This window comes from Thiohalocapsa sp., assembly GCF_019695415.1.
GTDB lineage: Bacteria > Pseudomonadota > Gammaproteobacteria > Chromatiales > Chromatiaceae > Thiohalocapsa.
Genome location: NZ_JAIFKJ010000548.1, coordinates 1 through 11,431 on the forward strand (window position 1 = coordinate 1; position 11,431 = coordinate 11,431).

10 protein-coding genes are annotated in these 11,431 nt (G+C 66.6%); 6 read left to right on the plus strand and 4 right to left on the minus strand.

Annotation, left to right across the window (positions count from 1 at the left end; all coding sequences use genetic code 11):
• Positions 1–246 precede the first annotated feature (246 nt).
• The 3 genes from rpsA to I6U14_RS15115 all read left to right on the plus strand — a co-directional run bounded on the left by rpsA (position 247) and on the right by I6U14_RS15115 (position 3,427).
• The gene (gene rpsA / locus I6U14_RS15105) at positions 247–1,929 is read left to right on the plus strand and encodes a 30S ribosomal protein S1 (RefSeq protein ID WP_296900347.1); all 1,683 of its coding nucleotides are present in this window, start codon (positions 247–249) and stop codon (positions 1,927–1,929) included.
• Between the two features lie 175 nt (positions 1,930–2,104).
• The gene (ihfB, locus tag I6U14_RS15110) at positions 2,105–2,446 is read left to right on the plus strand and encodes an integration host factor subunit beta (protein ID WP_296900348.1); all 342 of its coding nucleotides are present in this window, start codon (positions 2,105–2,107) and stop codon (positions 2,444–2,446) included.
• 87 nt (positions 2,447–2,533) lie between these two features.
• Entirely contained in the window at positions 2,534–3,427 is an 894-nt protein-coding gene (locus I6U14_RS15115; protein ID WP_296900349.1) for a neutral zinc metallopeptidase, read from the plus strand.
• 36 nt (positions 3,428–3,463) lie between these two features.
• Here I6U14_RS15115 and I6U14_RS15120 read toward each other — a convergent pair whose 3' ends face one another.
• Both I6U14_RS15120 and I6U14_RS15125 read right to left on the minus strand, forming a co-directional pair.
• Complete coding sequence (locus I6U14_RS15120; RefSeq protein ID WP_296900350.1) at positions 3,464–4,294, minus strand: 1-acyl-sn-glycerol-3-phosphate acyltransferase; 831 nt, start codon at positions 4,292–4,294, stop codon at positions 3,464–3,466.
• A gap of 208 nt (positions 4,295–4,502) precedes the next feature.
• On the minus strand, positions 4,503–5,669 hold the full coding sequence (locus I6U14_RS15125; RefSeq protein ID WP_296900351.1) for a succinylglutamate desuccinylase/aspartoacylase family protein: 1,167 nt from the start codon (positions 5,667–5,669) through the stop codon (positions 4,503–4,505).
• A 161-nt stretch (positions 5,670–5,830) separates the two neighbouring features.
• Between I6U14_RS15125 and I6U14_RS15130 the strand changes: the two genes are divergently transcribed.
• A complete protein-coding gene (locus tag I6U14_RS15130; RefSeq protein ID WP_296900352.1) occupies positions 5,831–6,160 on the plus strand; it encodes a hypothetical protein in 330 nt (109 codons plus the stop codon).
• Positions 6,161–6,284: 124 nt separating this feature from the next.
• Here the strand turns inward: I6U14_RS15130 and I6U14_RS15135 are convergent, their stop codons facing one another.
• Together I6U14_RS15135 and I6U14_RS15140 are read right to left on the minus strand one after the other, a co-directional pair.
• On the minus strand, positions 6,285–6,938 hold the full coding sequence (locus I6U14_RS15135; protein ID WP_296900353.1) for a cytochrome b/b6 domain-containing protein: 654 nt from the start codon (positions 6,936–6,938) through the stop codon (positions 6,285–6,287).
• A complete protein-coding gene (locus I6U14_RS15140) occupies positions 6,938–8,566 on the minus strand; it encodes a tetrathionate reductase family octaheme c-type cytochrome (protein WP_296900356.1) in 1,629 nt (542 codons plus the stop codon). The genes I6U14_RS15135 and I6U14_RS15140 overlap by 1 nt, the downstream gene beginning before the upstream one ends.
• A 363-nt stretch (positions 8,567–8,929) precedes the next feature.
• Here I6U14_RS15140 and I6U14_RS15145 point away from each other — a divergent pair, with 363 nt between their 5' ends.
• Both I6U14_RS15145 and I6U14_RS15150 read left to right on the plus strand, forming a co-directional pair.
• On the plus strand, positions 8,930–9,301 hold the full coding sequence (locus tag I6U14_RS15145; protein ID WP_296900354.1) for a CU044_2847 family protein: 372 nt from the start codon (positions 8,930–8,932) through the stop codon (positions 9,299–9,301).
• Positions 9,302–9,561: 260 nt separating this feature from the next.
• Positions 9,562–11,431, plus strand: a 1,870-nt coding sequence (locus I6U14_RS15150) for a thioredoxin domain-containing protein (protein ID WP_296900355.1), incomplete at its 3' end; no start/stop codon positions are given.

Consider the following 11,431-nt stretch of genomic DNA (forward strand, 5'->3'; position numbering starts at 1 on the left):
GAAAATGGCGGGGCATCCTGCCCCACACGGGAAGCGCCAATAAATCGGCGCTTCCTTAAGTTGTCGGCGCTATACCGCCGGCTTGTCATTCACCCATGCATCAGCACAGGAACAGGCCGGGCAGTATGCTCGGTGACGCAAGGGCGCGGCCGCTGAGCCGCAGGCCCAGCCGTCACGACGCCGCCCCCGCAGCGCGCGCTGCTAAGGCGTAACGAGTCACCCGTCCGGCCAGGAAAACCCGACCTCATGACCGAAAGCTTTGCCGAACTCTTCGAAGAGAGCCTTACCAATACCCAGCTCCAGCCGGGCACCGTGATCACCGGCCAGGTGGTGGACATCACGCCAGACGTGGTTATCGTCAATGCCGGCCTGAAGACCGAGGGCATCATCCCTCGCAACCAGTTCATCTCGCCGGAAGGCGACCTGGAGGTGGCCGTCGGTGACGACGTGGAGGTGGCCCTGGATGCCGTCGAGGACGGCTTCGGCACCACCCGGCTCTCACGCGAGAAGGCGAAGCGCTTCGCCGCCTGGGACCAGTTGGAGAAGGCCTTCGAAGACGGCGAAACCGTCACCGGCATGATCAACGGCAAGGTCAAGGGCGGCTTCACCGTCGAGCTCGGCAATGTCCGCGCCTTCCTGCCGGGGTCGCTGGTGGATGTCCGTCCGGTGCGGGACACCACCTACCTCGAAGGCAAGGACCTGGAGTTCAAGGTCATCAAGCTGGACCGCCGGCGCAACAACGTCGTCGTCTCCCGCCGCGCCGTCGTCGAGGAAGAATACAGCGCCGAGCGCGAGGCCTTGTTGGAGAAGCTCGAGGAAGGTCTCGAGCTCAACGGTGTGGTCAAGAACCTCACCGACTATGGCGCCTTCCTGGACCTGGGCGGCATCGACGGCCTGCTGCACATCACCGACATGGCCTGGCGCCGGGTCAAGCACCCGTCCGAGGTGGTCGAGATCGGCCAGGAAGTCATGGTCAAGGTGCTCAAGTTCGACCGCGAGCGCCAGCGCGTCTCCCTCGGCCTCAAGCAGATGGGCGAGGACCCGTGGGTCAACATCTCCCGGCGCTATCCCGAGGGCACCCGCGTCTTCGGCAAGGTGACCAACATTGCCGACTACGGCTGCTTCGTGGAGATCGAAGAGGGCGTCGAGGGCCTGGTGCACGTCTCCGAGATGGACTGGACCAACAAGAACGTGCATCCGTCCAAGGTGGTTGCCCTCGGCGACGAAGTGGAGGTCATGATCCTCGACATCGACGAGGAGCGCCGCCGCATCTCGCTCGGCATCAAGCAGTGCCAGTCCAACCCCTGGGACGAGTTCTCGGCAACCTATAAGAAGGGCGACCGGGTCAGCGGCCAGATCAAGTCCATCACTGACTTCGGCATTTTCATCGGCCTGGACGGCGGCATCGACGGCCTGGTGCACCTGTCCGACATCTCTTGGGACGAGTCCGGCGAGGAGGCCCTGCGCCGCTTCAAAAAGGGCGACGAGGTGGAGACCGTGGTGCTGTCGGTGGACCCGGAGCGCGAGCGTATTTCCCTCGGCGTCAAGCAACTGGACAAGGATCCGTTCTCCAGCTTCGTCGCGCTGAACGAGAAGGGCAGTATTGTCAAGGGCACAATTACCGAGGTGGACGCCAAGGGTGCCGTTGTGGATCTGGGCGATGGGGTGGAAGGCTACCTGCGCGCCTCCGAGATCTCCCGCGACCGCGTCGAGGACGCCCGCCAAGTGCTCAAGCAGGGCGAGGAGATCGAAGCCAAGTTCATGGGCGTAGACCGCAAGAACCGCACCATCTCCCTGTCCGTGAAGGCGAAGGATATGGCCGACGAGCAGGCCGCCATCAAGGGCTATGCCCGCGAGGCCCAGGCCGGCACGGCGACCCTCGGCGACATCCTCAAGCAGCAGATGGAGGAGGCCGCGAAGGAGGACTGAGCGTCAGCGCCGGCCCGTCGTCCAATCGCACGGTCCGGCGCAGTCTCCAGCGCAGAATGGTTGCCGTCTGACACGACAGCGGGCGGCAACTGAGGAGATGTCGATCGATTGGCCATCCTGGCCAAAAATCCGGCGTTTTCTAAGGAACCTGCCCAGCTTTTTGGGGTGATCCATCATGATGAAATCCGAGCTCATCGAGATCCTGGCCGAACAGCAAAGCCATCTCGCCTGTAAGGACGTCGAGCTCGCCGTGCGCTGCATCCTCGAGCAGATGAGCGCCGCCCTCGCCACCGGCGAGCGCATCGAGATTCGCGGCTTCGGCAGCTTCTCACTCCATTACCGTCCGCCGCGGATCGGCCGCAACCCCAAGACCGGTGATTCCGTCGCGCTGGCCGGTAAGTACGTGCCCCACTTCAAGCCCGGCAAGGAGCTCCGCGACCGCGTCAATGCGGCGTACCGGGCGGAGCTGGAGGCCCAGCAGACTGACGAAGCGCCGCTCAAGACGGCCGCTGGCTGAGCGGCGCCGGTGGTGCGGTGGTCTCCCGACGGGCGACCACGGTAGTCCCGCTCCGCGGCCCTCCCACGACTGATTTCCAAGAAGCCGATGAGATGGCGTGATCGTAGGCAAAGTACGAACGTCGATGATCGGCGTGCCCAGACCGGCGCGAGTCCTATGGGGTCCGCCCGTCTGCCGTCGCTTGGGACCATCTTGTTCCTCTGGCCCCTGGTCAAACGCCTGCTGCGCTCGAAGGCCGGCCTGGCCATTCTCGCCGTCGGCGCCTTCATCTGGCTCGGCAGCTCACTGAACCCGGGCTCGCTCACCGGCGGCGATCGCTACGCAGCGACCAGCAGCGCGCAGGAGGACGAGCTCGCGGCCTTCGTCAAGACCGTGCTCGCCGACACCGAGGAAGTCTGGGCAGACGTTTTCGCCGATGCCGGGCTGCGCTATCCGCCGCCGACACTGGTGCTCTACCGGGGTGCGACCACCAGCGGCTGTGGCAAGGCCGACTCCCGCATGGGGCCCTTCTACTGCCCGGTGGACCAGAAGGTCTATGTCGACCTCGGCTTCTTCGAGGACCTGCGCCGCGAGCAGGGCGCCGGTGGCGATTTCGCACAAGCCTATGTGCTCGCCCACGAAATCGGCCACCACGTCCAGAATCTGGCCGGCACCCTGAACGAGGTCCAGCGCGCGCAGCAACGCCTGCGCGGGGATGCGCAGAAGAACCAACTCCAGGTCGGCCTCGAGCTCCAGGCCGACTGCTACGCTGGCGTCTGGGCGAACCACGCCCAGCGGCAGTTCGCCATGCTGGAGCCGGGCGATCTGGAAGAGGCCCTGACGGCCGCCGCCGCTATCGGCGACGACCGGTTGCAGAAGCAGGCTCAGGGCTTTGCGATCCCCCACACCTTCACCCACGGCACCTCGAAACAGCGGGTGACGTGGTTCGCCCGCGGGGTGAAGGACGGCACCCTGGCCGCGTGCAATACCTTCGAGAACTGAACGCCGACACCTGATAGCGGCCGGCACCCGGGCGTCTCAGCTCACCCGGCCGACGCCACCCCCTGCCCCGGATAACGGGCCCGGGTAATGTGCCTGGATCCATTGCTCCACCTCCGCGGTCAGTGCTTTGGCCGACTTGCCCTTGGAGGAGATGGGCTCCCCGATCACCAGCCGAATCCTGCCCGGATAGCGCATGACAGAGCGGGCGGGCCAGCAGTCGCCGCTGTTGTGCGCCACCGGCAGCACGTCCGCGCCGGAGCGCGTCGCGAGCATAGCCCCGCCGGAGTTGAAGTGCCCGATGGTGCCGGGCGGCTGCCGGGTGCCCTCCGGAAAGATGGTTACGCTGATACCGTCGGCGAGCCGTGCGGCGCCCTCGCGTAGGATCGTTTTCAGCGCCTGTGAGCCGGCGGCCCGATCGATGGCGATGGGTCGCAACAGCGCAAGCCCCCAGCCGAAGAAGGGGATCCAGAGCAGCTCCTTTTTCAAGATCGTAGCCTGCGGCGAGACCAAGAGCTGAAGGTAGAAGGTCTCCCAGGGACTCTGATGGTTGGACATGACCACCACCCCGCGGTCCTGTGGGATATGCTCGCGCCCATGGACTTCGATGCGCACGCCGTTCAGGTGCCGGAGCAGCCACATGATCACCACGCTCCAGATGTTGACGAAGCGGTAGCGCTGCTCGAAGCTCAGAAAGGGGGCGGTCAGGAACACCAGCGGCGCGTGCAGCACCGCGAGCAGACCGGACAGGATCACGAAGGTCAGGCTCCGCAAGCGCACGGGGAGCGTTGCGGGCCGCATCGGGCGCGCGATGCCGCTGCGCTTGAGCGGGGTGGCTGACTTGGGTTTCGCGGCCGCTCGATCTTGCATGGCGCTGTTTCCGGCTGGTTTCGGATCTGTGCATTGTCCAACCGCCGGCCGTTGAGCGGAAGCCGTCTGTGTAGGCCTTCCTGACTGCTGACTTCCGCAGCACTGCGACGGAACAGGTCCGCATCGGCAAGTATGCCCTCGTCCGGCTCATCGACCTGCAACTGGCCGAGCCGGTGCCCGCCATGCGATGACGGCCGTGGCCAACCCGTCACTCCGAGGTGTCCGAGAACGTGCTGTCCGGCATGGGTGGGGCCAGCCGATCGTCCGGGATCTGGCCCTGCTGGCCCAGATGGTAGGCAGCGAAGCCCGGCATCAGGACCTGGTTGCGGGCCATGCCGATGACGCGGCCGTCGCTGGGGGAGTGGATGGGGGTCGTCTTATTGGTGATGGGGTCGATCAGGCGGCCGAGGACGTCGCCTTCCCGGACCTCTTTGCCGAGCTCCACCGCAGACATCAGGATCCCGCCGCGATCGGCGCGCACCCAGGACGAGTCGACATAGGTCGCTTCGCGGTCCGTCCACGGCCGCGTCTGCGCGACCATGCCGAGGGTGTTCAGTAGGGCATGGACGCCGCGTACGCCATGCGCAATTTGATCGGGCTCGAGCTGCGCCGGCCCGCCGGCCTCGAAGGTGACGGTGGGAATGCCAGCCTGGGTCGCGGCAGCGCGCAGCGTGCCCTCCCGGGGCTGGCTGTTGACGACCACGGTGGCGCCGAAGCCGCGGGCGAGCGCGGCGACGCCTGCATGGCTCAGGTCGGCCCGCAGCTGCGGCAGATTGATGCGCTCGAAGGAGCCCGTGTGCAGATCCACCAGCGCATCGCAGTGCTGGACCACCTCGGTGAACAATGAATGGGCGATGCGCGAGGCCGCCGAGCCGCCGGGCGAGCCCGGGAAGTGGCGGTTGAGGTCGCGGCGGTCCGGCAGGTAACGGCTGCCGTCTCTGAAGGCCTGGATGTTGACGATGGGCACGCCGACGACGGTGCCGTTCAGCGCCCCGGGCTCCATATGACCGAGCACGCGGCGGACGATCTCGATGCCGTTCAGCTCGTCGCCATGCACCGCGGCCGTGAGGCAGAGAACCGGACCCGGGTCCGCGCCGTGCGCGACGAGTACCGGGGTGTCTATGCTCACCCCCTCGAACTGTTCGGTGCCGGCCCAGGCGAGCCTGCGGGTGGCGCCGGGCGAGATGGTCTCACCGAGCAGTGCGAAGGGCTCGGCGATCGGGCCGCCAGGCTCGGCGGAGATGGACGCGGTTGCGACCCCCTGCGCGGCGCCGGCGACCCTGGGCGAGCCCGCGCCGCCGGGTGTTTCCTGCCCGCCGGGCGGCGTGGCGCCAGCGATGCCCGCCGACAGGGCGATCAGCAGCAATCTGCGCATGGCTCGGTCACCTCTTGTGGTGGCGGCGAGGCTCGCATGAGCGCGGGGTCCGATCGGCGACCCCGTCGCTCTCCGACAGCGGGTTGAACTGCAGTGCTGTCCTTGGGCGCGGAGCACGTTGTCATGCATGCGACTGGCTTTTTTATAATGGCTTACGCCATATGTGTAAACTGATTTGTGAGGTGGTTGGCCGACGCATCCAGCTTCCGCGGGTGCTGCCGGGCTTTCGCTTCCGGCTCGCCGACCTGCTCGCTCAACCCGCCGACGAGGCCCTGCGCGATGATCCGGTCTATGCCGAGTTCGTGCTGGCCGGTTGGCGCGCCGACCGCGAGCGCGCCGAGAGCGAGCGGCTACGCGCCGAGGCCGAGCGCTTTCGTGCCCTGGCCGCCGAGCGCGAGGCCGAGCCGGACCGCCACCGCGCCGAGGAGCTTGCGGGGAGGCTGCGGGCGCTCGGACTGGACCCCGAAGAGCAGGCGCCGCCGGACAGCTGATCCGGAGACCGGGCGCCGGGCAGCCTGGGAGCCAGGAGGAAAGTGACACCATCGCCGACCTGCACTGTCAGACGGCGGTCGTTCTCTTCGGTGCGCGCGTTGCGCAGGTGCCGAAGGTGAGGGTCTAACGAATATCCTCCGGCTGATCCTTGCGCAGGTAGGCCTCTTCCTCCGGGGTCAGGTCCACCTCGTCGAAGCCGGTGATCATGGGCATCACGTGGTCGCGGAAGGAGTGCCCCGTGGTGAGCATGTAGACATGGATGAAGACGAAGGCGAGGATGGCGAAGGCGGCGGCAGTGTGTATCAGCGCGACGCCGGTGAGGTAAGTCGTGGCATCCGGCAGGTCGCGCCAGGCGAAGTAGAAGAGATAGATCAGCCCGGTGATCCAGATGGCCGGGAAGAGCACCAGCTTGAGCATGGTGTAGGCCAACGCCTGCAGCGGGTTGTGCTTGCGCCAGTAGGCCTTGCGGTAAGGATGCCGCTCCCCCTTGAAGATGCCGAAGCTGTAGTAGCGCAGCACACCCCACATGCCATGGATGGTGGGGATGAAGTGCCGCCAGCTGCGGGTGGTGAAGAGCCAGAAGGTGCCAAAGGCCCAGAGCACCAGTAGGGTCAGCGCGGCGCCCGTGTGCAGGGTCACAGCGTCTTCGAAGCTGAACAGCCCGTGGAAGCCGTGCAGCCCGAAGCCGGTGATGAGCAGGACCACGATGAGCAGCATCTGCGACCAGTGCCAGAAGCGCTCGAACAGGCTGAAGATCTTGACGCGGTGCAGGGCCATCAGTGCTGCGCCTCCTTGGGCTTCGAGAAGATGCGGACCAGGGCGTGCACCAGGATGCCGGCCAGGGTGCCGAACACTAGGATGGTGCCGATGGTATCCAGCCAGGGGTTGCGATCACGCCCCGGCAGGTAAATGCCCTCCACCGACGCCAGCCGGCTGTTGTTGGGCGTGTGGCAGTCGCCGCAGCCGAGGGCCTGCGCCTTGGGCGCCACCATGTGGGTGATGGGCCACCAGGACAGGGTCTCGATGAAGCCGTACTCGCCCGAGTAGTCCAGGCCGAAGTCCGCCATGCCCTTCTCAATGGCGGCGGCCATGTCGTAGTTGCCCCAGTAGGCGGCGTCGTCCTCGCCCCACAGGTGGGTGTAGACCAGGGTGCCGTGGCCTTTGTCGTAGGGCTGCCAGGTGTGCATGCGCTTGAAGGGCCAGATGCGCGAGCGCCCGTCCTCCCGCGAGCCCGTGAAGCCGTTGATCTCGATGACCTCCGCATTGGGGTCGAACGCGGTGTCGATGGTGGTGTAGACCATCTGGCCGTCGAACCATGCGTACTCGGGGACGATATTCTCGTCGTAGGTGAAATCGCCCTTGATAGACTTGTAGGTGTAGCGGTGCTCGCCGTTGCCCTGGATGTAGCCCTCCTCGTGAAAGCCTTCGCCGTCGCGGGTCTTGCCGGCGGTGCGCCAGTCCCAGTCGACGATGGTGGCCACGCCGCCGCGGGCGAATTCCGGGATGTGACAGGTCTGACAGGCGACGCTCTGCACATGGTCGTTGAGCTTGAAGCCGGCCAGCGAGTCCACCGGATGCGGCGACAGCCCGTGACAGGACTCGCAGGTGGCAACGTCCGTGCGCTGCCCCGGCAGCCCAGTGCCCTGGGTGTCTTTCGCCACCACGTTGTAGCGGCTGCCCGCCCAGATATGCCTGGTGGTGACATGGCAGGCGGTGCAGGCAAAGTTCAGCCCGTCCACGCCCATGTGCACATCCAGCGTGCGCGGCGGCTGCTTCAGCGCGGAGGACAGGTCGCCGTGCTTGACGTTGTCGCCGCCGCCGCCCATGAAGTGGCAGCTGCCGCAGTTGGCTCGCTGCGGCAGGTCCACGCTCTGCGCCACCGCGGCATAGTCAATGGGCGGCTTGCCCTCGAACATCACGCTGCACGCTGGGCTGCCCTCGGAGTTGGGCGTTTTGTAGTAGGTGCCGGTGGTCTCGTGGCAGACCAGGCAGTCGATCTTGGTTTCGTCCGTGAAGTCGAAAGACTCGTCCTTCCAGCCGTAGCCTGCGTGGCACTGGGCGCACATGCCCTCATTCCCGCGGGCGTTGGTGCAGAAGTTGTTGATCAGATACTTCTTGCCCAGCTGCTGCCCCGTGCTCGGGTCCGTGTAGGACCAGGTCCAGTGGATGTTCCGCATGAAGTGCTTGCCGGTCTCGGTGTGGCAGCCGAGGCAGGCCTCGGTCACCTCCGAGCCGTTGGCGAATGGGCCCTTTAATTCGTCAAACTTGGTGTGGTCCGCGGTGCCGCCTTGGAGCGGCCCGGAGACTTGGGGCGGCGGCTCGGCGGTGGCCGGCGGCGTCGGCCAGCCGCCGGCATCCGCCCAGGCGGCTGGCGCGAGGGCGGCAGTGCATAGGGGCAGCAGCATCGCCAGGAACCGGTCACGAACGGCGGTGAGCCAGGCTCGCGGCGCGTGTCGCAAAGACGGAGTTGGGCGGGCTCGCATGCGTTGCTCTCCAGACACGCCGACTCGACGGGGCTGCCGAGCCGCGGCGCTGAGCCTTGAGCATCAGTCATTCTGTGCTGACCTTGCGCTGACATCGCGCAAGGCAGCGCCAACTCCTTGCGCAGCGCTTGTCGCGGATCAATACAGTGCGCATGCGTCTGCCCATCGCTGGCCCGCCGAGCCGCCGGTCAAGGCGCTGTGCGTATCCGGTGCTTCGGGGCACGCGTACTCGATCGCATCAGTTACACTCCCGCGCACCAAGAGCTGGCAATCGACTGCTGTGATATGGCAACACTGATCGAATTGGATCTCGGTGCGGGCCGCACCGTGCTGGTGGAGACGGATGACGAGGTCTCAGTGCCGCGCTCTGCGATGAGCGCTATGGGCTATCAGCGTGCGAGTCGCGAGGCCTCGCTGCGGGCCGACCTGACTCGGGTGCAGGAAACGCTGCGGGGGTTCGTCGATGCGAGCGTCGCCGGCCTTAAGGAGGTGGATGCAGACATCGAGCGGGTGACGCTGCAGTTTGGGATCAGTCTCGGCGGCGAGGTCGGAATGCCGTTCATCACCAAGGGTGACACCTGCGGGGCGCTCAAGGTCACAGTGCAGTGCAATCTGGGCCGTCGTCAGCAGCGGCCGTCTCTGGATGGGGACGCCTGACGGTTGCAGGGGTCGCCGCGACTGGCGTCTGCGCGCCGCCGCAGAACTCCATGAGCTTATCAGGCCGGGTCGGGTGTGCTCGCATGTTCGCCGGCTGCGCCCCCATCGCTGATCGGGTGCACGCCTGACAGGCGTGCACTACCTTATTCCGTGTTCTGCGCCTGCAGCGCCAGCGAGCTCGTCACCATCTGCGGGTTGGAAAAGCGCGTTCTCTGCCGTCATGCTCTGGGGCCCAGCAGCTGCCAGCACGAGCCCGCGCCATGTCCGTCGCCCCCCGCAACCGACTCGCCGAGACCACCAGCCCTTACCTGCAACAGCACGCCGAGAATCCGGTGGACTGGTGGCCCTGGTGCGAGGAGGCGCTGGCGCTCGCTCGACAGCAAGATAAGCCGATCCTCCTCTCCATCGGCTATTCCGCCTGCCACTGGTGCCACGTGATGGCGCACGAGTCCTTCGAGGACGCGGCGACCGCCGAGCTCATGAATCGGCTCTTCGTCAACATCAAGGTGGATCGCGAAGAGCGCCCGGACCTGGATCGCATCTACCAGACGGCGCATCAGCTGCTTGCTCGGCGCCCTGGCGGTTGGCCGCTCACGGTGTTCTTGACGCCGGATGATCAAAAGCCCTTCTTTGCCGGCACCTACTTTCCGAAGGAGCAGCGCCATGGGCTGCCCGCCTTCGCGCAGCTGCTCGGCAGCATCGAGCGGGCTTACCGTGAGCAGGGCGACGCCATCCGCCAGCAGAACGACTCCTTGATGGAAGCGCTGGCATCACTGGAGCCAGAGGCGGATACGGCCGTGCCGGACACAGCGCCGCTGGAAGGCGCCCGCCGGCAACTGGCCGCCAGCTTCGACGCCGAGCACGGCGGCTTCGGCTCAGCGCCCAAGTTCCCGCACCCCACTAACCTCGAGCTCCTGTTCCGGCACTGGGCGGCGACGGCGGCGGGTGGCGAGGCGGACACACAGGCCCTGCACATGGCGCGTTTCACCCTGGAGCGCATGGTGCGCGGCGGCATGAACGACCAGCTCGCCGGCGGCTTCTGCCGCTACAGCGTGGATGATCACTGGATGATCCCGCACTTCGAGAAGATGCTGTACGACAACGGCCCGCTGCTGGCCCTCTGCTGCGACGCCTGGCAGATCACAGGTGAGAGGATTTTTCGCAACGCCGCCGCCGACACTGCCGATTGGGCTGTCAACGAAATGCAAAGCCCCGAGGGCGGTTACTACAGCAGCCTGGATGCCGACAGCGAGGGCGAAGAGGGCCGCTTCTACGTGTGGGACAAGCAGGAGATCGCCGAGCTGCTGACCTCGGAGGAGCTGGCATTGTTGACGCCGGTCTACGGCCTTGACCGCCCGCCGAACTTCGAGGGCCGCTGGCACCTCCATCAGTACCGCACGCCCGAGGACGTCGCAGCCGAGCAGGGGCTCGAGCCAGAGCACGCGCAATCCTTGCTCGCCTCGGCAAAGACCAAGCTCCTTGCGGCGCGGGCGACGCGCGTGCGGCCGGGCCGTGACGAGAAGATCCTCACCAGCTGGAACGCGCTGATGATCAAAGGTATGGCCCGTGCCGCGCGCACGCTGGACCGCCCTGACCTGCTCGACTCCGCCGAGCGTGCCCTTGGCTTCATCCGCGCAACGCTTTGGCGCGATGGTCGGCTGCTTGCCACCTACAAGGACGGAAGGGCGCACCTGGACGCCTATCTGGACGACTATGCCCTGCTGCTGGATGCGTTGCTGGAGGTGCTGCAGGTACGCTGGCGCCGCAGCGACCTGGACTGGGCCGTGGCGCTGGCGGAGGTGCTGCTCGCGCAGTTCTTCGACGGGGCGCGGGGCGGGTTTTACTTCACTGCCGCGGATCACGAGGCCCTCATCACCCGCCCTAAGCCCCTGGGTGACGAGTCCATCCCCTCGGGCAACGGTGTCGCCGCCCATGTGCTCCAACGGCTCGGACATCTGCTCGGCGAGCATCGCTATCTGGAGGCGGCGGCGGCGACCTTGCGCTTTGCCGCCGAGCCCATGCGCCGAGTGCCCTACGCTCATGCGACGCTGCTGGCGGCGCCCGACGAGTCCCCCCCCCCGCCGGCGCCGTCTCTTATACCCATCAGCCCGCCCCCCCGCGCGCCCCAGG

Coding starts and splice junctions, on each gene's coding strand:
- rpsA (WP_296900347.1), top strand. CDS start 247: ATGACCGAAAGCTTTGCCGAACTCTTCGAAGAGAGCCTTACCAATACC.
- ihfB (WP_296900348.1), top strand. CDS start 2,105: ATGATGAAATCCGAGCTCATCGAGATCCTGGCCGAACAGCAAAGCCAT.
- I6U14_RS15115 (WP_296900349.1), top strand. CDS start 2,534: ATGAGATGGCGTGATCGTAGGCAAAGTACGAACGTCGATGATCGGCGT.
- I6U14_RS15120 (WP_296900350.1), bottom strand. CDS start 4,294: ATGCAAGATCGAGCGGCCGCGAAACCCAAGTCAGCCACCCCGCTCAAG.
- I6U14_RS15125 (WP_296900351.1), bottom strand. CDS start 5,669: ATGCGCAGATTGCTGCTGATCGCCCTGTCGGCGGGCATCGCTGGCGCC.
- I6U14_RS15130 (WP_296900352.1), top strand. CDS start 5,831: ATGTGTAAACTGATTTGTGAGGTGGTTGGCCGACGCATCCAGCTTCCG.
- I6U14_RS15135 (WP_296900353.1), bottom strand. CDS start 6,938: ATGGCCCTGCACCGCGTCAAGATCTTCAGCCTGTTCGAGCGCTTCTGG.
- I6U14_RS15140 (WP_296900356.1), bottom strand. CDS start 8,566: ATGCTGCTGCCCCTATGCACTGCCGCCCTCGCGCCAGCCGCCTGGGCG.
- I6U14_RS15145 (WP_296900354.1), top strand. CDS start 8,930: ATGGCAACACTGATCGAATTGGATCTCGGTGCGGGCCGCACCGTGCTG.